Genomic DNA, 24,632 nt, shown 5'->3' with positions numbered 1-24,632 from the left:
CCCACGCGCAGAGCGGTTCGGGCTAGAAGTCCCAATCCTCGTCTTCGGTGTTCACGGCCTTGCCGATGACGTACGACGAGCCCGACCCCGAGAAGAAGTCGTGGTTCTCATCCGCGTTCGGCGAGAGGGCCGAGAGGATGGCGGGGTTCACATCCGTCACCGCCTTCGGGAACATGGGCTCGTAGCCCAGGTTCATCAGCGCCTTGTTCGCGTTGTAGTGCAGGAACTTCTTGACGTCTTCGGTGAGACCGACCTCGTCGTAGAGGTCTTGCGTGTACTGCGTCTCGTTGTCGTAGAGGTCGTAGAGCAGCGAGAAGGTGTAGTCCTTGATCTCGTCGCGCTTGGCTTGGTCGACGAGTTCGAGCCCGCGCTGGAACTTGTAGCCGATGTAGTACCCGTGCACGGCCTCGTCGCGGATGATGAGGCGGATGAGGTCGGCCGTGTTGGTGAGCTTCGCCCGGCTCGACCAGTACATCGGCAGGTAGAAGCCGCTGTAGAACAGGAACGACTCGAGCAGCGTCGAGGCGACCTTCCGCTTCAGCGGCTCGTCGCCGTGGTAGTAGTCGAGGACGATCGATGCCTTCTTCTGCAGGTTCGGGTTCTCGACCGACCAGCGGAAGGCTTCATCGATGTCTTTCGTGTTCGACAGGGTCGAGAAGATCGACGAGTACGACTTGGCGTGCACCGACTCCATGAACGCGATGTTCGTGTAGACGGCCTCCTCGTGAGGAGTGAGCGAGTCGGGAATGAGCGACACAGCGCCCACCGTGCCCTGGATGGTGTCGAGCAGGGTGAGCCCCGTGAACACGCGCATGGTGAGCTGCTGCTCGGCCGGGGTGAGCGTCGCCCACGACTGCACGTCGTTCGACAGCGGCACCTTCTCGGGCAGCCAGAAGTTGTTCACCAGCCGGTTCCACACCTCGACGTCTTTCTCGTCTTGGATGCGGTTCCAGTTGATCGCCTGCACACGATCGACCAGCTTCAGCGGCCCGGAGGGAGGAGGAGTCATTGTCTTGTCCGATTCAGATTATCTACAGGTGTCGATCACAGCATGCAGGAAACGCAACCATCGATCTCCGTGCCCTCGAGGGCGAGCTGGCGGAGACGGATGTAGTAGATGGTCTTGATGCCCTTGCGCCAGGCGTAGATCTGGGCCTTGTTGATGTCGCGGGTGGTGGCGGTGTCTTTGAAGAACAGCGTCAGCGACAGGCCCTGGTCGACGTGCTGGGTGGCCGCCGCGTAGGTGTCGATGATCTTCTCGGCACCGATCTCGTAGGCGTCGTCGTAGTACTCGAGGTTGTCGTTCGTGAGGAACGGAGCCGGGTAGTAGACGCGGCCGATCTTGCCCTCTTTGCGGATCTCGATCTTCGACGCCACCGGGTGGATCGACGACGTGGAGTTGTTGATGTACGAGATCGACCCGGTGGGCGGCACGGCCTGCAGGTTCTGGTTGTAGATGCCGTGCGCCTGGATGGAGGACTTGAGCTCGCGCCAGTCGTCTTGCGTGGGGATGTGGATGTTCGAGGTCTCGAACAGCTCGGCCACACGCGCCGTCGCCGGCACCCACGCCTCGTCGATGTACTTGTCGAAGAACTCACCGGAGGCGTAGGTGGAGTCTTCGAAGCCGTCGAACCGCTCGTTGCGCTCGATGGCGATGGCGTTCGAGGCCCGCAGCGCGTGGAAGAGCACCGTGTAGAAGTAGATGTTCGTGAAGTCGACACCTTCCTCCGAGCCGTAGAACACGCGCTCGCGGGCGAGGTAGCCGTGGAGGTTCATCTGCCCGAGCCCGATGGCGTGCGACTTGTCGTTGCCGTCTTCGATCGAGCGCACCGAGGTGATGTGCGACTGGTTCGAGACCGAGGTGAGGCCGCGGATGGCGGTCTCGACGGTCTTGCCGAAGTCGGGCGAGTCCATGGTGAGCGCGATGTTCAGCGAACCCAGGTTGCACGAGATGTCTTTGCCGATCTCGGCGTAGGAGAGGTCTTCGTTGTAGGTGGTCGGGGTGTTGACCTGGAGGATCTCCGAGCACAGGTTCGACATGTTGATGCGGCCCTTGATGGGGTTCGCCTTGTTCACCGTGTCTTCGTACATGATGTACGGGTAACCCGACTCGAACTGGATCTCGGCGAGGGTCTGGAAGAACTCGCGAGCGTTGATCTTGGTCTTGCGGATGCGCGGGTCGTCGACCATCTCGCGGTACTTCTCGGTCACCGAGATGTCGCCGAACGGCACACCGTAGACGCGCTCGACGTCGTAGGGCGAGAAGAGGTACATGTCTTCGTCGTTCTTCGCCAGCTCGAAGGTGATGTCGGGAACGACGACACCGAGGGAGAGGGTCTTGATGCGGATCTTCTCGTCGGCGTTCTCACGCTTGGTGTCGAGGAACTTCATGATGTCGGGGTGGTGCGCGCTCAGGTAGACCGCGCCGGCGCCCTGACGAGCACCGAGCTGGTTGGCGTAGCTGAAGCTGTCTTCGAGCAGCTTCATGACGGGGATGATGCCGGAGGACTGGTTCTCGATCTGCTTGATCGGGGCGCCCGCCTCACGGATGTTCGACAGCAGCAGTGCGACGCCGCCGCCCCGCTTGGAGAGCTGGAGCGCCGAGTTGATGCCACGGGCGATCGACTCCATGTTGTCTTCGATGCGCAGCAGGAAGCAGGAGACGAGCTCACCGCGCTGTGCCTTGCCGGTGTTGAGGAAGGTGGGGGTGGCCGGCTGGAAGCGGCCTCCGATGATCTCCTCGACCAGGTTGGTGGCGAGCTGCTCGTCGCCCTGGGCGAGACCGAGGGCGGTCATCACCACGCGGTCTTCGAAGCGCTCGAGGTAGCGCTTGCCGTCGAAGGTCTTCAGCGTGTAGCTGGTGTAGTACTTGAACGCGCCGAGGAAGGTGTCGAAGCGGAACTTCTTCGAGTACGCGAGGTCGTTGAGCTGCTGGATGAACTCGAACGAGTAGGCGTCGAGCACCTCCTTCTCGTAGTACTCCTTCTCGACCAGGTAGTCGAGGCGCTCCTTCAGGTTGTGGAAGAAGACCGTGTTCTGGTTGACGTGCTGCAGGAAGTACTGCTTCGCCGCCTCTTTGTCTTTGTCGAACTGGATCAGTCCGTTCTCGTCATAGAGGTTCAGCATCGCGTTCAGCGAGTGGTAATCGAGCGCCGGCGCGGCGGTCGGCGCGTCGATCAGAGTTGCTTCCACAGTCTGTCCAATCCGTTCTGGACGGCCTCACGGTCATCCGGGGTTCCGAATACTTCGAATCGATAGAGCACCGGCACCCTGCATTTGCGCGCGACGATGTCGCCCGCAAGGCAGTAGGCGGCACCGAAGTTGGTGTTGCCTGCGGCGATGACGCCGCGGATGAGCGATCTGTTTCCCTCGTCATTGAGGAAGTGGATCACCTGTTTGGGAACGGCACCCGCACCGTTCCCCCCGCCGTAGGTGGGGAGGACGAGCACGAACGGCCGGGTCGCCGTGAGCTTCTCTTCGCGGGCATAGATCGGGATGCGCGAGGCAGCCCGGCCGAGGGACTCCACGAAGCGGTGCGTGTTACCGGAGACGCTCGAGAAATAGACGAGGTCGTCGGTGTCTGACGTGAGCAGGCTCGGTGACTCGATCCGGGCGGAATCAGCCCGCATCGACTCAGGCGGAGGCGCGGCTGGCGAGCTCGGCGATCTTGTCGGGACGGAAGCCCGACCAGTGGTCGCCCTCGGAGGTCATGACGACGGGGGCCTGCAGGTAGCCGAGCTCCTTGACCGTCTCGAGCGCCTTCTCGTCGACCGAGAGGTCGAAGATCTCGAACTCGAGACCCTTGTTCTCGAGGGCGCGGTAGGTGGCAGTGCACTGAACGCAGGAGGGCTTCGTGTAGACCGTGATTGCCATAGGAGTTGCACCTTTCTCGAGGAGAAAAAAGGACTGATGAAAATGAGGTTTCTGCCCGGTTCGGAACCCATTTCCCGCTTCGCAGCGGGCTCTCGTCGCCGGGAGTTCAATACTACATCTAGTTGTCAGCCAGAGCGAGCACCCCTAGATGAAGTGTTACACCTGTGTAATTATCCACAGGCCCTCCACAGCTGTGAACAGCTTTCTGCGCAGGGATCTCCACAAGCAGATCGGCCTGTTCTCGCCTTTCTCGCTCGGCCTGTGGAGAGTGGGCCTGATCTCCCCTGAGGATAAATTCGACCACCGACATTCAGCGCGCCCGGCGTGTCGCGTGAGTCGCCCGAACGAGTGACACGGCGAGGGCCGCCACGGCGAGCAGGGCCGGCACCAGCAGATTCCCTCCGGCGAGCACGACCAGCCCGCCCACGAGCAGCACCGACACTGCGGCGCACCACCACCCGGCCCCGAACCGCGGCAGGATGCGCAGCGCCGCCACCACCCCGAGGGCGTACACCGCCACCATGCAGGAGGTGTGGATGAGGATGAACGGCGTCAGTTCCCCTCCCGTCAGCACCATCGCCGTGTAGTAGCCGGCCGCCAGCAGCGCGACCACCGCGAGCGCCCGCCGCGGCACCCCTCCCGCCTCGGCCCCCCGGCCGAGCGCCGAGGGCAGGTCACCGTCGCGCCCGAGCGAGGCACCCAGCTTGGCGAAGGCGCCCAGATAGGCGTTCAGCACCCCCACCGCGACGATGCCGGCCACGGAGGCGACGGCGACGCGACCCCACGAGGGCGCCGTGGCGTCGACGAGATCGAGCAGGGGAACCGGGGATGACCCGGCTGCGTCGCCCAGCACCGCGACGGTCACCAGTTGGAGGCCGAGGTAGCACGCACCCACCACCACGATGGCGATCGCCGTGGCCAGCGGGATGGTCGTGCGCGGGCGCCGGAACTCCCCGGCGATATGGGTCACGGCCTCCCAGCCGGCGAAGGCCCAGACGAAGAGGCTGATCGCCGCTCCGACACCTGCCCAGCCGTGCGGGAGGAAGGGCTCGACGTTCGCGGCGGCACCCGCCGGCGCCGCGACCACGACCACTCCCACCACCACGGCGACCAGCAGCCCCGAGAGCGCGAGCTGCGCCCGCCCCGAGAAGCGCAGTCCGAACAGGTTCGAGGCCAGGGGCAGCGCGATCAGCGCGGGAGCGACCACGAAGGCCACCCAGCGCTCGGCACCGAGCACGGCGACGAGGTATTCGGCACCGAGGAGCGCGACCACCGGCGACCCGACGCAGACCCCGAAGAAGAACCAGTACCCGGCCATGCGCGCTGCCGTCGGCCCGAGTGCCAGACGCACGAAGGTGGCGACCCCGCCGGCATCCGGATGCCGCGCCGCGAGAGCCGCGAAGGTTCCCGCGAGCGGTACCGACAGCACGATGAGCGCCAGCACCGCGAGGATCGATCCCGGCCCCGCCACCTGGGCGGCGAGCGCCGGCAGCACGAGGATGCCCGTGCCGAGCACCGCCGCGACGTAGAGCGCGGCGCCCTGCGCCCACCCGACGGTGCCGGAGTCGATCGAGGGTTGGGTGGGGCTCTGGTCGGTCTCGGTGCTCACTCCTTCATACTCGCGGCCCGATGCGACGGCGGCGATGGCAGAAATGCCAGCATCCGTCGAATTACAGCCAGCCTGCGGCTAGTCCCCTTCGTGATGCGCGAGCCACCGCGCGAGCAACTCCTCGAGATCACGGGCATCGGATGCGCCGAGCTGGTCGAGCAGGCGACGCCCGTTCTCCATGTGGTCGGCGAAGGCGGCATCGATCACCTCGACGCCCTCCGGCGTGAGCGCCACGACACGGCGGCGGCCGTCGCCACCCGCGGCGCGGCGGCTGAGCAGACCGCGCGCCCCGAGCCGGTCGAGACGCTTGGTCATGCCCCCCGTCGTCACCATCGTCTGGTCGGCGAGCTCACTCGGCGCGAGCTCGAACGGATCCCCCGCGCGGCGCAGCGTGGCGAGCACGTCGAACTCGCCCTCACTCAGGCCGTGGCGGGCGTAGACCACCTCGAGCTCGGCGGTCAGGTGGGCGGCGAGACGGTGCAGCCGGCCGATCACCCCCTGGGGCGAGACGTCGAGGTCGGGGCGCTCGCGTCGCCAGGCGGCCTGGATGCGGCCCACCCTGTCGTCGAATTCCGTCATGGTCCTCATCTTAGCTTCCACGGAAGCTATAGTGGCTTCCATGGAAGCTACCTGGCGCTGGATCCTCGTCACGGCGATCGCGCCCATCGCCTGGGGCTCGAACTACTTCGTGACGCGCCAGCTCCTCCCCGTCGACTCGCCCCTGTGGGGCGCCGTGCTGAGGGCGCTCCCGGCCGGGCTGCTCCTGGTCGCACTCGCACGAGAGCTGCCGCGCGGTTCGTGGTGGTGGAGGTCGGCCGTGCTGGGAGTGCTCAACGTGGGGGCGTTCTTCGTGCTGATCTACGTCGTCTCGCAGCTGCTGCCGACGAGCCTCGCCGCCACCCTCATGGCCACCTCGGCAGGAGTGCTGATGCTCATCGCCTGGCCGCTGCTCGGCGAGCGCCCGCAGCTGGTGCCGGTGATCGGGATGCTGGTCGGGTCGGCCGGCGTCGTGCTCATGCTCACCGCGGGAGCGGGAGCGGGGGGCGGCGATCGGGGCACTCCGGGTGGCGAGGTCTCGGGACTCGGAGTGCTCGCCTCCCTGGGCGCGATGCTGCTCTCCTCGATCGGCTTCGTGCTCACGAAGAAGTGGTCGGCGGGCGTCCGCACCCTGTCCCTCACCTCGTGGCAGCTCGTCGGCGGCGGTCTCGCCGTCGTGCCGGCCGCCATCGTCGTCGAAGGCCCTCCGCCCGCCCTCGACGCGCCGGCGATCGCCGGCTTCGCCTACGTCTCGCTCGTGGCGACCGCGCTCGCCTTCGTCGCCTGGTTCACCGGTCTGAAGCATCTGCGCGCAGGAACCGTCGGTGTGATCGGCCTGCTCAACCCCGTGACCGGTGTGGTGCTCGGCACCGTGATCGCCGGCGAGGCCTTCGGGCCGGCGGAGGCGGTGGGCACGGCGCTGGTGCTGCTCGGCGTGCTCGCCGGCAGGGTGCGCGTGAGGCCGGGGCGGATGCCCGGTCGGATGCGGGCCTCGGCGGCGCGGGCGTCGGCGGGCCGGGCGTCGGCGGGCTCCGATAGAGTCGCCAGAACCCCAGGCAGAGGAGAGACGTGAAGCGACGCAGCACTTTCGGCGCGGCGACGGTGGGCGCGGTCGCGCTCGTGGCCCTACTCGCCGGCTGCACGGGCATGACCCCCGACCCCACCCCGTCTCCGACCGGCACACCCGAGAGCCGCTACCAGCCCGGGGCCGCGGGTATCGGAGACCCCTACTACCCGCTCGACGGCAACGGCGGCTACGACGTGGGGCACTACGACCTCGAGCTCGCCTACGAGCCCGAGACGGGTGAGCTCGCGGGCCGCGCCGTCATCAGCGCCACCGCCACCCAAGACCTGTCGCGCTTCGACCTCGACCTCGACGGGCTCATGGTCACCAGGGTCACCGTCGACGACGTCGACGCAGACTTCACCACCGAGAGCTTCGACATCAGTGCCGCCACGGGGCAACCGGTCGATGAGCCGGAAGGCGACGAGCCCGGGGCCGCCGACGGGAGCGACGAAGACGGTGCGGCAGGTGCTGAAGGAGACGGGCTGGCCGATCCCGGGCGCACCGAGCTCATCGTCACGCCCGCGGCGGGCATCGACGAGGGCACCGACTTCACGGTGGCCGTCGAGTACGGCGGCGTGCCCGCCACCATCGACGACACCTTCGGCTACGGCGGGGTCATCCGCACCGCCGACGGCGCCGTCATCGTGGGCCAGCCGCGCGTGGCGGCGACCTGGTTCCCGGCCAACGACCATCCCGCCGACAAGGCGACCTTCCGCATCCGGATGTCGGTTCCCGAGGGTCTGCAGGCCATCTCGAACGGGCGGCTGGCAGGTGCCGTCACCGCAGACGGCCGCACCGACTGGGAGTGGGTGATGGACGAGCCGATGGCCACCTACCTCGCCACCGCCACGGTCGGCGACTTCGCCGTCTCGACGCTGTCGCAGGACGGCATCGACTACTGGAACGCCGTCGGCAGCGGCCTCTTCGACGAGCAGGCCGTGGAGGCGACCGGGCAGAGCTACGGCGACCTGGCCGATCAAGCCTTCGCCCGTGGGCCCGAGATCACCGCGTTCCTCGCCTCGCGCTTCGGACCCTACCCGTTCACCGAGTCGGGCGGCATCGCCGTCAACGTCGACGACCTCGACTACGCGCTCGAGAACCAGACCCGCCCCATCTACGGGCCGTGGGTGTTCGAGGGGCCCGAGGGCCTGTCGACCGTGGTGCACGAGCTCGCCCACCAGTGGTTCGGCGACAGCGTGTCGATCGCCGCATGGAGCGACATCTGGCTGAACGAGAGCTTCGCGACCTACGCCGAGTGGCTGTGGTCGGAAGACCAGGGCGGCCAGACCGCCCAGCAGATCTTCGACTTCCTCGACGACCAGCCGGCGAGCGACCCGTTCTGGGGCCTCGAGATCGGCGACCCGGGACCCGCGCACGTCTTCGACGAAGCGGTCTACAACCGGGGCGCCATGACCCTGCACGCCCTGCGGCTGAAGCTCGGCGACGAGGTCTTCTTCTCCGCCGTGAAGTCGTGGGCCGCCGAGAACGCTTACGGCACCGTCTCGACCGACGACTTCATCGCCCACGTCGAGAAGGCCTCGGGGAGCGACCTCGGCGACTTCTTCGACACCTGGCTCTACACCGGCTCGAAGCCCACGTCCACCTGAGGCCTGACCGCCCATCACCCCGGGCTGTTCCCCGGCCCTGCTGTGCCCCTATGCTGGGGGCTTCCTGAGCACCGTTCCCTCGACACGATCGGCGAGCATCCATGAACTCCTGCGAATTGGCGGCAACGGGCTCGGGCCCCTTCCCCCTGGTCCTCCTCGCCTTGGCACTAGCAGCCGTCGGCGGCGGGGCCGCCTGGCTCCTGGTGCGTCGCCACCGGCGGCGCGGCGCGATCGCGCTGGCGACGCTGCCGCTGCTCGTGGCAGCCCTCGTGATCGGCGGTGGAGGGTTCGCGCCGCAGTCGGCGAGCGCCGCTGCACCGTGCCCGCCGACGACGTCGCCGTCGCCGCTGCCGACCCCCGAGCCGACACCCACGCCCACCCCGGCTCCCGTCGACTTCGTCGCGGGCGCCGCCGGCATCGGCGATCCCTACTACCCGCTCGACGGCAACGGCGGGTACGACGTCGAGCACTACGACCTCGACCTCTCCTACGAGCCCGCCACCGGGGTGCTCTCCGGCTCCGCCACCATCGAGGCGGTCGCCACCGAGAACCTCTCCTCCTTCAACCTCGACTTCGACACCCGCACCGTCGACGGCAGCGACGCCATCGCCATCGACTCGGTCACGGTCGACGGGGCCACAGCGGGGTGGAGCCTCGCGAGCACCCAGATCAGCATCGTCACCGGCCAGCCCCAGCTCCCCGGGTCGACCGACGGCGACGCCACGCCGCCCCGCACCGAGCTCACCGTCACCCCCGCGTCGGGCATCCCGAGCGGGAGCACGATCTCGACGACGGTCGTCTACCGCGGCGTGCCGATCACCATCGACGACGCCTTCGGCCCGGCCGGGGTGTTCCGCTCGACCGACGGCGCCGTGATCGTGGGTCAGCCCCGCGTGGCGGCGACCTGGTTCCCGTCGAACGACCACCCGTCCGACAAGGCCACCTTCACCACGACCATGTCGGTGCCCGAGGGGCTCACCGTGGTGGGCAACGGCCGCCTCGCGGGCGAATCGACCTCAGCCGGTCGCACCAGCTTCACCTGGGAGATGGCGAAGCCCATGGCCACCTACCTCGCCACAGCGACGGTCGGCGACTACGACATCACCACCTCCACGGTCGACGGCATCACGTTCTACGACGCCATCGACCCCTCCCTCTACACCGTCGAGGCCGACGGCGGCGGCACGACCGTCGGCGACGTGGCGGCGAAGATCTTCGCCACCGAGCCCGAGGTCATCGACGTCCTCGAGCAGTCGTTCGGGCCCTATCCGTTCAGCGAGGCGGGCGGCATCGCCATCGCCGACCTCTCGCCCGGGCAGCCCCTGCCGTATGCCCTCGAAAACCAGACCAGGCCCATCTACCCGAGCTGGTCGTTCCCTGCCGACGCCGATGCCTCCGTGGTCGTGCACGAGCTCGCCCACCAGTGGTACGGAGACGACGTCTCGATGCACCGGTGGAGCGACATCTGGCTGAACGAGGGCTTCGCCACCTACGCCGAGTGGCTGTGGGCCGAGCACACCGGCGGCCCGACCCCGCAGCAGAGCTTCGACCAGGCCTACGCCTCGGCACCCGACGACTTCTGGACGACGGAGATCGCCGACCCCGGAGCATCCGGCATATTCGACGCACCCGTCTACGTGCGCGGGGCCATGACGCTGCAGGCGCTCCGCACCGCCGTGGGCGACGACGACTTCTTCGCCATCCTCCAGGGCTGGGCTGCGGGTCACGCCGGAGGGTCCGGGTCGACCGCCGAGTTCGTCTCGTATGCCGAATCGCTCTCGGGCGACGACCTCTCGGCGCTCTTCGACGCATGGATCCACTCCGACACCAAACCCGCCGTGTGACGGGCGCGCGTCTGCCGCGGCACCGGATGCGACAGCACCCGATGCCGCGGCACGCGGGCTAGCGCCGGGGCAGCGCCCGGTCGAGATCGGCGATCAGGTCGTCGACCGACTCGATGCCCACCGAGAGCCGGATGACGTTCTCGGGAACCTCGAGAGGCGTACCCTTCACCGACGCGTGGGTCATCTCGGAGGGGTAGCCGATGAGCGACTCCACACCCCCGAGCGACTCCGCGAGCTGGAACACCTTGGTCGACTCGGCGAACTTGCGTGCCGCCTTGGGGCCGGCTTTGAGCGCCAGCGAGATCATGCCGCCGAAGGAGCGCATCTGCCGCTTCGCCAGCTCGTGCCCCGGATGCGTGGGGAGGCCGGGGTAGTAGACGGCGTCGAGCGCGGGGTGACCGACGAGGTGCTCGGCGATGGCCTGGGCGTTGGCCGAATGGCGGTCCATGCGCACCGCCAACGTCTTGATGCCCCGCGTGGTGAGCCACGCATCCATCGGCCCCGAGACCCCGCCCGAGGCGAACTGCAGGAAGCGCACCTTCTCTTCGAGCACGTCGTCGTTCAGCACGACGGCGCCGCCCAGTACGTCTGAATGCCCACCGAGGTACTTCGTCGTGGAGTGCACCACGACATCGGCGCCGAGCGCGAGCGGCTGCTGCAAGTACGGCGAGGCGAAGGTGTTGTCGACCACGACGATCGCGCCCGCGGCGTGGCCGATCTCGGCGAGCTCGGCGATGTCGCTGATCTTCATGAGCGGGTTCGACGGGGTCTCGAGCCAGAGCATCTTCGTGCGGCCGGCGGCGACCGCCTTCGAGACGGCGGAGAGGTCGCTCATCTCGACGGCGACGTTCTCGACGCCCCACTTGCCGTGGATGCGGTCGATCAGCCGGTGCGTTCCGCCGTAGGCGTCGTTGCCGAGCACGATGCGGTCGCCGGGCTCGAGCACCGCGCGCAGCAGCGCGTCTTCGGCGGCGAGGCCCGAGGCGAAGGAGAGGCCGTGCTTGGCGCCCTCGAGCGAGGCGAGCAGGGTCTCGAGCGAGGTGCGGGTGGGGTTGCCGCCGCGCGCGTACTCGTAGCCGCCGCGGAACCCGCCGATGCCGTCTTGGACGAAGGTGGAGGTGAGGTAGACGGGCGGGATGATCGCGCCCGTGGTGGGGTCGAACTGCTGCCCGGCGTGGATGGCGCGGGTCTCGAAGTTCTCGTTCTGCTGGATCGCCATGGTGCGGTGCCTTTCGCTGGTCAGGCTTCGCTGAGGAAGGTGAGGAGGTCTTGACGGGTGATCACGGTGACGGGCTTGCCGTCGTCGGAGACGAGCAGTGCGGGCGTCGCGGCGAGCGCTTGACGGGCCGAGGCGACCGACTCGTTGATGCCGATGAGGGGCAGGGCGGGGCCGACGAAGTCGCCGACCTTGTCGGTCATCGCCGCCTCCCCGGTGAACACCTTGTCGAGCAGTGTCTGCTCGTCGAGCGACCCGACGACCTCGCCCATCACGACGGGCGGTTCGGCCGAGAGCACGGGCATCTGCGAGACCCCGTAGATGCTCATGATCTCGATGGCGTCGTGAACGGTCTCGCTCGGATGCGTGTGCACCAGGTCCGGGAGGCCGTCGCCCTTGCCGGCGAGCAGGTCGCGCACCGTCGAGCCCTCGCTCCGGTCGGCGAAACCGTAGCTGCGCATCCATTTCTCGTTGAAGATCTTGCCGAGGTAGCCGCGGCCGCCGTCGGGCAGGAGCACCACGACGACGGCGTCGGCGGGCAGCTCGCGGGCGGCCTTGAGGGCGGCGACGACGGCGAGGCCGCTCGAGCCACCCACCAGCAGCCCCTCCTCGCGGGCCAGTCGACGGGTCATCTCGAACGACTCGGCGTCGCTCGCGGCGATGATGTCGTCGACCACCGAGCCGTCGTAGGCGGTGGGCCAGAAGTCTTCGCCCACGCCCTCGACGAGGTAGGGGCGGCCGGTGCCACCGGAGTAGACCGAGCCCTCCGGGTCGGCGCCGATGATGGTGACGCGGCCGTCGGAGACCTCTTTCAGGTACCGGCCCGTTCCGCTGATGGTGCCGCCCGTGCCGACGCCGGCCACGAAGTGCGTGACCTCGCCCTCGGTGTCGCGCCAGATCTCGGGGCCGGTGGTCTCGTAGTGGCTGAGCGGCCCGTTCTGGTTGGCGTACTGGTTGGGCTTGAAGGCGCCGGGGATCTCGCGCACCAGTCGGTCGGAGACCGAGTAGTAGGAGTCGGGGTCTTCGGGCGCGACGGCGGTGGGGGTCACGACGATCTCGGCGCCGTAGGCGGTGAGCACGTTGCGCTTGTCCTCACCCACCTTGTCGGGGAGCACGAACACGCAGCGGTAGCCGCGCTGCTGCGCCACCAGCGCGAGGCCGACGCCGGTGTTGCCCGAGGTGGGCTCGACGATGGTGCCCCCGGGCTTCAGCAGCCCCTCACGCTCGGCGGCGTCGATGATGCGGGTGGCGATGCGGTCTTTCGACGAGCCGCCCGGGTTGAGGTACTCGACCTTCACGAGCACCGTTGCGGCGATGCCCTCGGTGACCGAGTTGAGCTTGACGAGGGGCGTGTTGCCGACGAGGTCGATGACGCTGTTGGCGTACTTCATGTGGGTGTCCTTGGATGTGTCTCGCACCGATCGCATCCGTGGACGGATGCGGCACGCAGCGAGAGCGGCGGCTGGGGGCGGGTGACGATCCGGTCTGTCAGGAAGGGTCGTCGCTCAGCGACGACAACAGGTGGGATTCACGAACACCCCTCCAGTGTAGCTCAGCGTGCTGGGCTCACGCCGCCCGCCCTGGCGTCAGCCGTTCGAGCTGACCAGGCAGAACGGATGCCCGACCGGGTCGAGGTAGACCCGCCAGGTCGCGTAGTGCTCGCCGGTCGCCGTGGCGCCGAGCGCCAGCACGGCCTTCTCACCCTCGTCGAGGCCTTCGACCCTGATGTCGAGGTGGAACTGCTGAGGGACGAGCTGGCCTGGCCACTCCGGCGCGCGGTAGTCCTCCACCTTCTGGAAGGCGAGCACGGGGCGGTCGCCGTCGACCGAGCCGGGGCCGGTGAGCTCGACCCACTCGTCCTCGGAGTCTTCGGCGATGGAGAGCCCGAGGATCTCGCCGTAGAAGGCGGCGAGCGCCCTGGGGTCGGGGCAGTCGAGCGCGATGGCGTCAAGTTTTCCGATCATGCGCCCAAGCTACCCCCGGGTTCCTCCGCCCGCAGCGGCAGCGTGGGGTCGTCGTCGAGGGCAGCGTAGGCGCTGAGCGGCACCGGTTTGACAGGCAGATGCGCGGTGAACGCGCCGGTCTCCTCGACGGGCATCCGGCGTGCCTTCGCCACCAGCTGGCCGATCGTCGTCTCGCAGTAGCGCCCCTGGCACGGACCCATCCCGGTGCGGCAGGCGAGTTTGACCGGGTTCACCGAGGAGACGTGGGGGTTCGCGTGGAGGAACTGGTCGACCTCTCCCCTCGTCACCGCCTCGCACCGGCAGACCTCGGTGGAGTCGGTGGCGAGGTCGGCGAGGTCGGCGCGACGAGGCGCGAACATCCGCCGCACCACGGCCGCGAAGCGCTCGGCCCGCTTCACCGCGCGGCGGGCCCTCGGCAGGGCCCGCGGGTCGACGGCCAGGCCGAGGTCGAGCGCGATCTCGAGCCCGGCCAACGCCCCCTGGGCGCGCGCCTTCTCGGCGCCCGAGACCCCGGTGGGCTCACCGGCGGCGAAGATGCCCGCCACACTCGTGGCCAGCCGTTCGTCGGCGCGTACGACCCAGCCGCCCCCGGCTGAGTCCCAACGCATGAGGCACCCCGCCTGACGGGCGAGCTCGGCGGAGGGCTGGAAGCCGTAGCCGAACACCACCTGATCCGTCTCCACCGTGCGTTCTGGCCCTCGCGGGCGCCAGCGCGCGTCGGCCTCGACCAACCGCACCGCCCGCACCCTGTCGTCGCCCTCGATGGCGAGCGGCACGGTACCGAGCGAGATGCGCACGCCGGCGCGCTTCAGTCGCAGCAGACAGAGGGCGAGTTCGAGCAGCAGTCCGACGTGGCCGGGCACCGCGGGAAGCGCCCGCACGAGCTCCCCCAGGGTAGGCAGCGAGCGCGCGAGGGCGAGCTCGGTCACCGTCGCACCCGACGCCACCAGCTGAGCGGCCACGATCACCAGCAGCGGGTGGGACCCGGCCAGCACCACCCGATCGGCGACGCGCAACCGCTGCGACTTGAGGAGCCCCTGCACGGCGCCGGCCATCATGACGCCCGGCAGGGTCCAGCCGGGCACGGCCACGGGCATGTCGTAGGCGCCGGTCGCGATCAGCACCCGCCGCGCCAGCACGGTGCCCGAGGAGGGCCCGCCGTTCAGGTACACCTCGAAGTCTCCGGCGCCGTCATCGCCGGGCTCGGTCGCGAGGGGGCGCAGCAAGCCGAAAACAGTCGTGCCGAGGCTCCACCGGATGCGCGGATCGGCCCTGGCGCGCGTCAGCAGCTCTTCGGCCCACGGGTATCCCGCAGGCAGGCGGGAGGGGGATCCGAACTCGGGCGGTGTGCGGCGGAAGATCTGTCCGCCCGGGGCTCGCTGCTCGTCGACGACGAGCACGTCGGCGCCCGCTTCCGCGGCGGCGAGCGCCGCCGCCAGCCCGGCGGGGCCAGCGCCCACGATCACGAGGTCGTGCCTGATCGTCATGAGCGGCTCGTCCTGACGGTCATGCCGTCGGCCACCACGGTGAGGCAGGAGCGCACGAGGGGCACCCCGTCGATGACGACGCCGCACTCGAAGCACGTGCCCATGTTGCACAGCGGCATCCTGGGCTCCCCGCCGCGCCGTGAGAACTCACGCACTCCGTCGGCCAAGAGCGCCACGGCGACGGTCTCGCCTGCGAAGCATCCGACCGGAACGTCGTCGATGAGGATGGTGAGGGGTTCTCCCCGGTCCCCGGGGAGCCGGCCGGTGTCAGCCCCCGCCTGAGGGGTCTGGGTCGAATCGTCAGACATGGAGCAGACCTCCGAAGCGCTGCGGGTCGTAGGGTGTGAGGTCGATCGCCGGGGCACGGCCGTCGGCGAGAGCGATCAAAGAGCGGGCGAAGCTCGGTCCGAGGGTGAAGGCCGATCCACCCGTGGCGACGAAGACGCCGGGTCGGCCGGGCACTTCGCCGACCAGAGGAAGCTGGTCCGGGGTGACGGTGGTGGCGCCCACCCACGAGCGCAGCACCGGGAGGGCCGCGGTGCGGGGAACGACCCCGATAGCGGCGCGCGCGTTGCCGATCAGCGACGAGCGCACGAGCGCGGGCCGCGCATCCACGTCGGGGGAACCGTCGGCCGTCGTGGTCAGCGTTGCCGGCCAGCCGCCGCCGATCAGCACCGTGCCGTTCCCGGCCTGCTTGAGCGAGAGCTTCGCTCCGGCATGCTGCACGAGGTGCGGGATGAAGGGCTCCGTCGCCGCAGTCACGCTCATCATCAGACCCAACGGGATCGTGGGCAGCTCGACATCGAGCAGGCGGCCGAGGCGCGTGGTCCAGACGCCCGCGGCCAGCATCACCGTGCGCGCCTCGAACCGCACCTCGGCGGGTGCGCCCGGCGCCGACCGGTCGACCGCCTGCACGTGCCAGCCCTCGCCCGCGCGGCTCAGGCCGACCACCTCGTGCCGGGTGAGAACCTCGGCACCACGCCGCACTGCTCCCCTCACCAGTGCGGGGCCCGCGATGCGGGTGTCCGCCTTGCCCTCGATGGGGCAGAACGCCGCCGCGAGCACCCGGTCGGAGAGGTAGGGAGCGCGCGCCCGTGCCTCGTCGCCGTCGAGCAGCACCACCTCCAGACCCCATTGCCGTTCCAGCTCGGTCTTGCGCTGCAGTACCTCGACCTGCTCGGCCGTCTCGGCCAGCATGAAGCCGCCGGGCTGACGCACGCCGAGCGACTCGCCGAGCTCATCGCCGAGCGACCGCCACTCCTCGGCCGCGGCCAGATGCAGCGGCATCGCCTCGGCCGCCGTGCGCGCCGACTCCCAACCGTTCTCCACCATCCGGTACTCCAGCTGGAAGTGCAGGCTGCCGGCGTTCTGTCCCGAGGCGTGCTGATTGAGCTGATCGCGCTCCAGAAGCAGCACGCTGGCACCCTGGCTCGCCAGCATCCACGCCAACGCGGCGCCCAGGAGGCCTCCGCCCACGACGACGCTGTCGTACCTCGCGGTCACGAGAGTGGGACGGTCGGGATGCCGAGCCCCTCGAGCGTTCCGCGCACGATCGCCACCTGCTCGTCGTCGAGCTCGAGCAAGGGGCGGCGCACGAAGCCCGCCGGCACGCCGCGGAGCCGGAGCGCCGTCTTCATGATCGCCTGCTGGTTGCCGAAGCGGGCACCGTAGTCGGCGCCGAACCAGTCGAGCATCACCACACGGTCGCGCGCGCCGAGCTCGATCGCCCGGTCGCGGTCGCCGGCCTCGAGAGCGTTCCAGAAGTCGGGGTGGTCGCGGCCGAGCGGCGCGCCGGAGCCCATCAGGCCGTCGCCGCGACCGAGCTGCACCAGGTCGGCACCGAGCTCACTGGTGGGCACGCCGAAGTAGCGCACCCGGTCGCCGAGCGCGTAGAGCCCGGCGAGGAAGCCGCGGAAATCGCCCGTGGAGTTCTTGATCGCCACCACGTTGTCGATCTCGGCGAGCTCGCCCAGCGTCTCGGCGTCGAGATCGACCACGCAGCCGCGCGGCCAGTTGTAGACGCAGATCGGCAGGCCGGTGCCGTCAGCGACGTCGCGGTAGAACTGAACCACCTCGGCGCGCGAGGGCACGAGATACGGCGGCGGCGTGAGCAGGATGCCGTCGAGCCCGGCGTTCTCCGCCTCGCGGGCGTGCTGGATCGCCTCGGCGGCGGTGAAGGCGTTGCAGCCGCCCAGCACCCGCATGCCCGCGCCGAACTCGGCGCCGCGGCGGAAGAGCTCGGCGCGCTCGGCCGCCGAGAGGCTGAACCATTCGCCCGAGGTGCCGGCGAGGATCACCCCGTGCATCCCCTCCTCGGAGAGCCAGCCCATCTGCCCCTCGAATGCCGCGGTGTCGAAGGCCCCTTCCCGGTCGAACGGGGTGGTGATGGCCGGGATGTACCCGTGCCAGTCGACGCTGTTCCTGTCCATCTGTCGTTCCTTTCGGTCAGGCGCTCGGCCGGGGCGCGGGCAGTGCGAGATCTTGGGCGTGATGGTGCACGATCCGCCACCCCGTACCGTCGCGACGCAGCACATCCGTCACCCGCACGAGCTCGAGCAGCTCGCCGCCGGACGGGTCCCTCACCTCGAGCACGTAGCGGATGAGCCCGGTGTCGTCGTAGCGGTCGGTCACGATCTGCACCGGGCGCACGTCGGGCAGGGGGTCACGGCGCTCGCCCGGCGCCCTGGCGGGCCCGCGCAGCTCGTCGAGTTCGGCGATGCCGCGCATCAGATCGGCCCGGGGGGTCTCCCAGACGGTGACGTCGGGATGCAGCCGCCGGTCGAACGCGGCGCGGTCGCCGAGGTCGCTGTAGAGGTCGAGCACGAAGTCGCGCAGGGTGCTGTCGTGGGTCATCGTGGCTCCGGGGCTGAGGTCGAGAGCAGCTCGCGGAGCGGGCCGAGACCCATCGGCCCGAGGCCGAGCGCGCTGCGGTGGAAGTGAGAGGCCGGGATCCCGCGGGCCTCGGCGTCGGCCCGGGCGTCGAGCCACAGCTTGGCGCCGACCTTGAAGGCGAGTGCCTGCCCCGGCCAGCCGAGGTAGCGGTCCACCTCGAAGCCCGCGGTACGCGGGTCGACGAGAGCGAGCTCCACCAGGAAGCGGCGGGCGAGCTCCGGGGTCCAGGGCCCTTCTGCTCCCAGCGCGTTGGGACGCACCGGCCGGCCGGTGTGCAGGCCGATGTCGGCCACGATCCTGACCGCGCGCCAGACCTGCCCCAGCACGGCTCCCAGCTCCTCGGCCGGGTCGCGCAGGAGGCCCAGCTCGGCGGAGAGCTGTTCGGAGTAGTGCGCCCAGCCCTCGGCGTAGCCGTGGATCTCGCAGAGGTAGCGCTGCCATGGGTGCAGCCCGGAGTTGGCGCGGTTGGTGGTGTGCTCGAGGTGGTGGCCGGGCACCCCTTCGTGGTGGAAGCTCGTCACCTCGTGCCAGGTGCTGATGGAGTCCTCCCCCTCCGGCACCGTCCAGACGATCTTCCCGGTGGTGCTGCCGTCGGGCGCGCCCGGTGTGTAGTAGACGACTCCCGTGGCGGCGGTGGGCACCACGATGTCGACCTCGCGCACGTCGCCGGGCAGGTCGAACGCTCCCTGCACCCGCTCGAGCGTCCACTCGAACCGGTCGCGCAGCCAGCCGACGATGTTGTCGCGTCCCGCGACGCGGTAGCGCTCGTCGGCGAACAGCGCACGGGACGCGGTCTCGACGTCTGCCTCACCGGCGACCCCGAGCACCTGCGCGGCGAGACGTCGCGACTGCGCCACCAGACGGTCGAGCTCGGCCCAGCCGAAGTCGTAGATGTCGTCGAGGTCGATCGGGGTGCCGAGGAAGCTCCGGGCGGTCTGGGCGTAGACCTGCTCGCCCACGGCATCCTCCTCGGGGGCGCCCGCGAGCAGCTCGCCGTCGAGGTACGACGCGAACTCGGCGAACGCCAGGCCGGCGTCGGTGCCCGCCCGCTCCAACCGGGTCTCCCTCGAGGAGGCGAGCCCGCCGCGGGCGATCCGGGAGAAGTAGTCGGTGCCCGTGGGGTCGATCCAGGAGCGCACTTGACCGGCCACCGCCCGCACTTGGCGGGCCGCTGCGACGCCGGTGCCGCTGAACCGGCCCTCCTCACCGGCGGCGCGCGCCCAGTCGAGCCGTCGTCGCAGGTCGGCGAGCGCCGCCGGCACGGCGACGAGTCGTTCGATCACGTCGTCGCCCGCCTCGTCGTCGGTCACGGTGACGTCGTCGAAGCTCTCCCTGATCTCGTGCACCGGCGAGGCGAGGGGCGCCAGCAACCGTGCGCTGAAACCGGTGTCGAAGAGCTCGGCCTCACTGCGCATCCGTTCGCCGAGGGCAGCGCGGAGGGCGAGGTCGGGGTCTTCGGACGCACCGGATGGCGCGGGTGCGCCGGACGCGCCGGTTGCCCCGGGTGCGCCGGCCAGGTCGACGGCGACGCGCTCGGCGAGCCGGCGCCGCTCGACAGCCCACTCCGGGCTGTAGTCGGGGAGCCGGCCTGCGGCGTGCTGCCCGAGCGCCTGCGCCGCGGCCGGCTCATGGGCGGCCAGGGCGGCGGTGTAGTCGTCGGCGATCCGCCGGGTGGACGAGGTGCTCATGCCGTCGCCTTGCGATCGTCGCGCACCACGACGCCGCCCTTCATCACCCAGTCGAGGCCGCGCAGCGCCGAGATGTCCGTCGTCGGGTCCTCCGGGGTGGCGATGAGGTCGGCGTGCGCGCCGGGCTCGATGCGTCCGAGGGTGTCCGTCCCGAGCAGGTCGGCGGCGCGAGCCGTGGCCGAGCGCATCACCGCGAGCGGCGTCATGCCCGCCTCCACCATGAACTCCATCTCGCGCACGGTGGCGGTGGTGCCGTCGAACGCGGCGGCGGGCGGCATGTCGGTGCCCATCGCGATCTGCACGCCGCTGGCGATCGCGTTCTGCAGGCTCTCCCAGTGACGCGGTCCCGCACCGAGGGCTCGGGACTTCATCCACTCGGGCACGCCCTGCGCGTCGAAGAACTCCTCGCACCGGCTGACCGTGATGGTGGGCACGTACCAGACCCCGCGGTCGGCCATCAGGGCCGTCACCTCGGTGGTGAGCTGGTAGCCGTGCTCCACGCAGTCCAGGCCGAGCTCGATCGCACGCCGGAGCGCGTCGGAGGGACCGACGTGCGCGGTGACCTTGCGTCCCCAGTCGTGCGCCACCTGGATGATCGAGGCCATCTCGTCGTCGGTCAGCTGCGGGGTGTCGATCTGCTCGTGCTCGCCGGCGATGCCACCGGAGATGCAGACCTTGATCAGATCGGCGCCGTGCCGGATCTGCAGGCGGGCGAGCCGCCGCAGCTCATCGGCACCGTCGCCCTCCAGCGCATCCGACTCCCAGCCGTGACCGCCCGTGCAGCACAGTGCGTGACCGGCGGTGAAGATGCGCGGGCCCGGCACGATGCCGGCGTCGATGCCCCGTCGCAGGGCGAAGTCGAGGTAACGGCTCTCACCCACCAGCCGCGTGGTCGTGATGCCGGCGTGCAGGGTGCGCTTGGCGCCGTCGGCCATCACCAGGAGGAGGTCGGGGTCGGACTTGCCCGCGATCTCGGCGCCGGCCGACCCGGGCAGGGCGAGCCCGAGGTGCACGTGCATGTTGATCAGGCCGGGGCTCAGCACGCGGCCGTCAAGCTCGATCTCGCGGAGCTCGCCGTCGCCGGCCTCCTCGCGAACCCGTTGCTCGGGGCCGACGCTCACGATCCGCCCGTCGACGCCGATCAGCACGGCAGCGTCGACGAGCCCCTCGGCGTCGGCGGCGGTGAACACGCGGGCGCCGGTGATCAGCGTGGCGGTGCCTGGCGCGATGTCGATCATCATGCGGGGACTCCGTTCGTGGGTAGGGGGAAGTCCTCGTCGAGGCCGGGGAGCTTCTTGGCGGGACCGATCTCGGGGATCGCCGCGATGAGGGTGCGGGTGTAGGGATGCTGAGGGTTCTGCCAGAGCTGCTCGCTCGGCCCGCGCTCGACGATCTCGCCCGCGTACATCACCGCGGTCTCGTCGGCGATGGCCCGCACGAGCGAGAGGTCGTGCGAGATGAAGAGCATCCCCATGCCGAGCTCGGCCACGAGCGATTGGAGCAGGCGCACGATCTGGGCCGAGGAGAACGCGTCGAGCGCGGTCACCGGCTCGTCGGCGACGACCAGGCTGGGCCGGGCGGCAAGGGCTCGGGCGATGGCGAGGCGCTGACGCTGGCCGCCCGAGAACTGGGCCGGGTACCGCGTGGCGGCCGAAGCGTCCAACCCCACCAGCTCGAGCAGTCTCGACACCTCGGCGGCGCGTCCGCCGCGGGCTGCGGGCTCCGCGAGACCGTCGAGCAGCTGGCTGCCGACGGTGCGGCGAGGACTCAGCGAGGAATAGGGGTTCTGGAACACCATCTGCAGGCGACGGTCGGCGAGCGGTCGCCGGCGCATCCTGAGCGGTTCGAGGCTCCTGCCCTCGAACTGCACCGTGCCCGAGGTGGGCGCTTCGATGCCGCAGGCGACCCTGGCCAGCGACGACTTGCCGCAGCCCGACTCGCCCACCAGACCGACGATGCGGCCAGGCTCCACCGCGAGTGAGACGCCGCGCACGGCACGCACCGGCGGCGCTCCGCTCCGGCGATGCGTGACGACGATGTCGTTCAGTTCGAGGATGTTCACCTGGCGCCTCCCGCCTGCTCGCCGGCCTTCGGCGCCAGCGACTGCGCTCGTGCGTCGATGAGGGCCCTGGTGTACTCGTGCTGGGGATCGTTGAGGATGAGCGAGGTCACACCCGACTCCACCACCGAGCCGTCCTTGAACACGTAGGTGCGGTCGGCGATCGAGCTCATCACGCCGAGGTCGTGGGTGATGAACAGCATCGAGACCCCGGTCTCGCGGGCGAGCCGGTCGAACAGCCGCAGGATGCCCGCCTGCACGGTCACGTCGAGTGCCGTGGTCGGTTCGTCCGCGATCAGCACCCGGGGCTCGCAGGCGAGGGCGATGGCGATGGCCGCGCGCTGACGCATGCCGCCGGAGAACTGGTGCGGGTACGCCTTGACGGCGCTCTTCGGGTCGGTGATGCGCACCAGTTCGAGCAGCTCGACGGCCCGGGCGTCGGCCTGCTTCTTCGAGACACCGGTGTGCGCGATGAGGTGCTCGGTGATCTGGGTGCCGATCCTGAGCAGGGGGTGGAGCGCCGCCGTCGGGTCCTGGAAGACGATCGCGATGCGGTTCCCGCGCACCGCGTCGAGCTCCTTGCGTCGCAGTTCCAGGAGATTGCGTCCTTCGAACATGATGCGACCGGTCGCGCGCGCACCGGGGGGCAGGATGCCCATCACGGCCGAGGCGGTCATGGTCTTGCCCGAACCGCTCTCGCCCGCCAGACCCACGATCTCGCCGTCGCCGATCACGATGTCGGTGTCACGCACGAGCTCGGTGAGACCGGCCGGGGTGGGCATGGTCACCGAGAGCCCCTCGATGCTGAGCAGGGGGGCAGTGGTCTGCGTGCTCATCGGCTCCTCCCCGTGCGGGATCGCGGGTCGAGGTGGTCTTGCAGGGCGTCGCCCAGCAGGTTGAAGGCCATCACGATGGTGAGGATGGCCAGGCCCGGGAACAGGCTCACCCACCAATTGGTGAGGTTCTGCGACCCCAGCGCGATCATCGCCCCCCACTCCGCCGCCGGCGGTCGCGGCCCGAGGCCGAGGAAGGAGAGCGCAGCGAGCATGAGGATCGCGTTCCCGAGCTCGATCGTCGACATCACCAGAGCCGGTCCGGCGCTGTTCGGGATGACGTCCTTCACCATCGACCGAAGCGTGCCGGAGCCGAGCAACCTGCCGGAGACGACGTACTCCTGCTGACGCACGCTCAGCACCGAGCTGCGGATGATCCTGGCGTAGAGCGGCCAGGACACGATGACGAGGGCGAGCACGGCGTTGCCGACGCTCGGGCCGAAGGCCGCAGCCACCGCCATGGCGAGGATGATCTGCGGGAACGCCAGCACCAGATCGGCGAGGCGCATCGCCACGTTGTCGACAGCCCGGCCGAAGTAGCCGGCGGCGAGGCCGACGATGCCGCCGACCGTGAGCGAGCAGGCGACGATCGCCACGGCGAGCGGCAACGACAGGCGCGAGCCCCAGATCAGACGGCTCAGCATGTCGCGGCCGAGGTCGTCGGTGCCCATCCAGTGCTCGGCGCTGGGCGCGGTGAGGTTGCCGCCGACGGTCTTCAGCGGGTCGTAGGGCGCGATCCACGGCGCGAAGATCGCCAGGATGCACCAGAGCACGATGATCGCCACGGAGAAGATCGTCAGCGGCCGCCAGAAGGTGCGCGTGCGCGCCAGACCGTCACGGCCGGTGCGCCGACCGAATCTGCCGAGCCGCGAGACGGCGACCCGGTCCGGGGACAGGATGGTCATTTCGCTCCGATCCTGGGGTCGATGACGCTGTACATCAGGTCGACGACGAGGTTGATGATGGTGTAGACCACCGCGATGAACAGCGTCACGCCGAGGATCGAGGAGAGATCGAGCGAGATCGCGCTCTTGTAGGCGTACTGGCCGAGGCCGGGCCAGGAGATGATCTGCTCCACCAGCACCGCACCGCCGAGCAGCGACGCGAACATCAGCCCCGAGACCGTGAGCACCGGCAGCAGCCCCGCGCGGAAGACGTGCCGCCAGGTGATCAGCCGCCCGGGCAGTCCCTTGGCCACTGCCGCGCGGATGTACTCGGCATCGAGCACCTCGATCATGGCCGAGCGCACGAACCGCACCAGGCCCGAGACGGTGAGAGCGGTGAGGATGCCGACGGGCAGCAGCAGGTGCCACACCGCGTCGGCCCAGACGTCCCACTGCCCGGCGAGCACGGCGTCGACCGTGTACATCCCCGTCACGGTGGGCGGCGCATCGTAGAAGTTGCTCAGCCGGCCTCCGTTGGGCACCCAGCCCAGCAGGTAGAAGAACACGTAGAGCGCGACCAGGGCGAGCCAGAACGGCGGAGTCGACAGGCCCACCAGGGCGACGGCACGGATGCCCGTGTCGGTGGGCCGGTTCTTGCGCATCGCCGAGAGCATGCCGAGTGCCACCGCCACGACCACGGCGAGCAGCATGGCGGGGATCGCGATCTCCAAGGTGGCCGGCACGTACTGCTGCAGGTCGGCGGTGACGGGCCGGTGGGTCTGCTGAGAGACGCCGAGATCGCCCTGCAGGATGTTGCCGAGGTAGCGCCCGTACTGCACCCAGATCGGCTGGTCGAGCCCCCACTTGGCCCGGTAGGCGGCACGGATCTCCGGGTCGTCGTAGGCCTGCTGCGACAGGTTCGCGGCGGCCGCGTCTCCGGGCACCACGTTCACCAGCAGGAAGGTGACGACCGTGACGCCCCAGAGCAGGATCACGGCGCTGAGCAGCCGCTTGGCGAGCAGTTTCACGACAGGGGACATGGTTCCGTCTTCATCGATCGGGCAGGGCGGTGC

At 69.6% G+C, this 24,632-nt stretch carries 23 protein-coding genes; 3 read left to right on the top strand and 20 right to left on the bottom strand.

Annotated features, from left to right (window positions below; translation table 11 throughout):
- Positions 1-22: 22 nt before the first annotated feature.
- From nrdF to ABFY20_RS04100, 6 genes are all read right to left on the bottom strand, one after another.
- Positions 23-1,009, bottom strand: a complete 987-nt coding sequence (gene nrdF, locus ABFY20_RS04125) for a class 1b ribonucleoside-diphosphate reductase subunit beta (protein ID WP_368498675.1) — start codon at positions 1,007-1,009, stop codon at positions 23-25.
- Positions 1,010-1,044: 35 nt separating this feature from the next.
- Positions 1,045-3,192 carry a class 1b ribonucleoside-diphosphate reductase subunit alpha gene (nrdE, locus tag ABFY20_RS04120; protein ID WP_368498674.1) on the bottom strand — a complete coding sequence of 716 codons (2,148 nt, stop codon included), beginning with the start codon at positions 3,190-3,192 and terminating at the stop codon, positions 1,045-1,047.
- Positions 3,177-3,629, bottom strand: coding sequence for a class Ib ribonucleoside-diphosphate reductase assembly flavoprotein NrdI (nrdI, locus tag ABFY20_RS04115; RefSeq protein ID WP_368498673.1), 453 nt, complete (start codon positions 3,627-3,629; stop codon positions 3,177-3,179). The genes nrdE and nrdI overlap by 16 nt, the downstream gene beginning before the upstream one ends.
- 4 nt (positions 3,630-3,633) lie before the next feature.
- Positions 3,634-3,873, bottom strand: a complete 240-nt coding sequence (gene nrdH / locus ABFY20_RS04110; protein WP_171705925.1) for a glutaredoxin-like protein NrdH — start codon at positions 3,871-3,873, stop codon at positions 3,634-3,636.
- Between the two features lie 310 nt (positions 3,874-4,183).
- Positions 4,184-5,482: an APC family permease gene (locus tag ABFY20_RS04105; protein ID WP_368498672.1), complete on the bottom strand. Its 1,299-nt coding sequence runs from the start codon at positions 5,480-5,482 to the stop codon at positions 4,184-4,186.
- Between the two features lie 78 nt (positions 5,483-5,560).
- Positions 5,561-6,061, bottom strand: a complete 501-nt coding sequence (locus ABFY20_RS04100; RefSeq protein WP_368498671.1) for a MarR family winged helix-turn-helix transcriptional regulator — start codon at positions 6,059-6,061, stop codon at positions 5,561-5,563.
- 40 nt (positions 6,062-6,101) lie between these two features.
- Here ABFY20_RS04100 and ABFY20_RS04095 point away from each other — a divergent pair, with 40 nt between their 5' ends.
- The 3 genes from ABFY20_RS04095 to ABFY20_RS04085 all read left to right on the top strand — a co-directional run bounded on the left by ABFY20_RS04095 (position 6,102) and on the right by ABFY20_RS04085 (position 10,536).
- A complete protein-coding gene (locus tag ABFY20_RS04095) occupies positions 6,102-7,091 on the top strand; it encodes a DMT family transporter (RefSeq protein WP_368498670.1) in 990 nt (329 codons plus the stop codon).
- Positions 7,088-8,692 carry a M1 family metallopeptidase gene (locus tag ABFY20_RS04090; RefSeq protein ID WP_368498669.1) on the top strand — a complete coding sequence of 535 codons (1,605 nt, stop codon included), beginning with the start codon at positions 7,088-7,090 and terminating at the stop codon, positions 8,690-8,692. Before ABFY20_RS04095 ends, ABFY20_RS04090 begins: the two co-directional genes overlap by 4 nt.
- A 101-nt stretch (positions 8,693-8,793) precedes the next feature.
- On the top strand, positions 8,794-10,536 hold the full coding sequence (locus ABFY20_RS04085) for a M1 family metallopeptidase (RefSeq protein ID WP_368498668.1): 1,743 nt from the start codon (positions 8,794-8,796) through the stop codon (positions 10,534-10,536).
- Positions 10,537-10,594: 58 nt separating this feature from the next.
- Here the strand turns inward: ABFY20_RS04085 and ABFY20_RS04080 are convergent, their stop codons facing one another.
- From ABFY20_RS04080 to ABFY20_RS04015, 14 genes are all read right to left on the bottom strand, one after another.
- A complete protein-coding gene (locus tag ABFY20_RS04080) occupies positions 10,595-11,755 on the bottom strand; it encodes a cystathionine gamma-synthase (protein WP_368498667.1) in 1,161 nt (386 codons plus the stop codon).
- A gap of 20 nt (positions 11,756-11,775) precedes the next feature.
- Positions 11,776-13,143 (bottom strand): cystathionine beta-synthase, encoded by a 1,368-nt coding sequence (locus tag ABFY20_RS04075; protein ID WP_368498666.1) that lies wholly within the window; start codon positions 13,141-13,143, stop codon positions 11,776-11,778.
- 195 nt (positions 13,144-13,338) lie between these two features.
- The gene (locus ABFY20_RS04070; protein ID WP_368498665.1) at positions 13,339-13,716 is read right to left on the bottom strand and encodes a VOC family protein; all 378 of its coding nucleotides are present in this window, start codon (positions 13,714-13,716) and stop codon (positions 13,339-13,341) included.
- Complete coding sequence (locus tag ABFY20_RS04065; protein WP_368498664.1) at positions 13,713-15,203, bottom strand: NAD(P)/FAD-dependent oxidoreductase; 1,491 nt, start codon at positions 15,201-15,203, stop codon at positions 13,713-13,715. The genes ABFY20_RS04070 and ABFY20_RS04065 overlap by 4 nt, the downstream gene beginning before the upstream one ends.
- Complete coding sequence (locus ABFY20_RS04060; protein WP_368498663.1) at positions 15,200-15,511, bottom strand: (2Fe-2S)-binding protein; 312 nt, start codon at positions 15,509-15,511, stop codon at positions 15,200-15,202. Before ABFY20_RS04060 ends, ABFY20_RS04065 begins: the two co-directional genes overlap by 4 nt.
- A complete protein-coding gene (locus ABFY20_RS04055) occupies positions 15,504-16,706 on the bottom strand; it encodes an NAD(P)/FAD-dependent oxidoreductase (RefSeq protein ID WP_368498662.1) in 1,203 nt (400 codons plus the stop codon). Before ABFY20_RS04055 ends, ABFY20_RS04060 begins: the two co-directional genes overlap by 8 nt.
- Entirely contained in the window at positions 16,703-17,632 is a 930-nt protein-coding gene (locus ABFY20_RS04050; RefSeq protein WP_368498661.1) for a dihydrodipicolinate synthase family protein, read from the bottom strand. The genes ABFY20_RS04055 and ABFY20_RS04050 overlap by 4 nt, the downstream gene beginning before the upstream one ends.
- Before the next feature lie 16 nt (positions 17,633-17,648).
- Positions 17,649-18,056, bottom strand: a complete 408-nt coding sequence (locus ABFY20_RS04045) for a nuclear transport factor 2 family protein (RefSeq protein ID WP_368498660.1) — start codon at positions 18,054-18,056, stop codon at positions 17,649-17,651.
- Entirely contained in the window at positions 18,053-19,783 is a 1,731-nt protein-coding gene (locus ABFY20_RS04040) for a DUF885 domain-containing protein (protein ID WP_368498659.1), read from the bottom strand. The genes ABFY20_RS04045 and ABFY20_RS04040 overlap by 4 nt, the downstream gene beginning before the upstream one ends.
- On the bottom strand, positions 19,780-21,024 hold the full coding sequence (locus ABFY20_RS04035) for an amidohydrolase family protein (RefSeq protein WP_368498658.1): 1,245 nt from the start codon (positions 21,022-21,024) through the stop codon (positions 19,780-19,782). Before ABFY20_RS04035 ends, ABFY20_RS04040 begins: the two co-directional genes overlap by 4 nt.
- Entirely contained in the window at positions 21,021-21,845 is an 825-nt protein-coding gene (locus ABFY20_RS04030; RefSeq protein ID WP_368498657.1) for an ABC transporter ATP-binding protein, read from the bottom strand. Before ABFY20_RS04030 ends, ABFY20_RS04035 begins: the two co-directional genes overlap by 4 nt.
- Complete coding sequence (locus ABFY20_RS04025) at positions 21,842-22,678, bottom strand: ABC transporter ATP-binding protein (RefSeq protein WP_368498656.1); 837 nt, start codon at positions 22,676-22,678, stop codon at positions 21,842-21,844. Before ABFY20_RS04025 ends, ABFY20_RS04030 begins: the two co-directional genes overlap by 4 nt.
- Entirely contained in the window at positions 22,675-23,580 is a 906-nt protein-coding gene (locus ABFY20_RS04020; protein ID WP_368498655.1) for an ABC transporter permease, read from the bottom strand. The genes ABFY20_RS04025 and ABFY20_RS04020 overlap by 4 nt, the downstream gene beginning before the upstream one ends.
- Positions 23,577-24,599 carry an ABC transporter permease gene (locus ABFY20_RS04015; protein ID WP_368498654.1) on the bottom strand — a complete coding sequence of 341 codons (1,023 nt, stop codon included), beginning with the start codon at positions 24,597-24,599 and terminating at the stop codon, positions 23,577-23,579. The genes ABFY20_RS04020 and ABFY20_RS04015 overlap by 4 nt, the downstream gene beginning before the upstream one ends.
- Positions 24,600-24,632 lie beyond the last annotated feature (33 nt).

This window comes from Herbiconiux sp. A18JL235 (genome assembly GCF_040939305.1).
GTDB lineage: Bacteria > Actinomycetota > Actinomycetes > Actinomycetales > Microbacteriaceae > Herbiconiux.
This window is presented reverse-complemented; position numbering and strand designations above follow the sequence as displayed.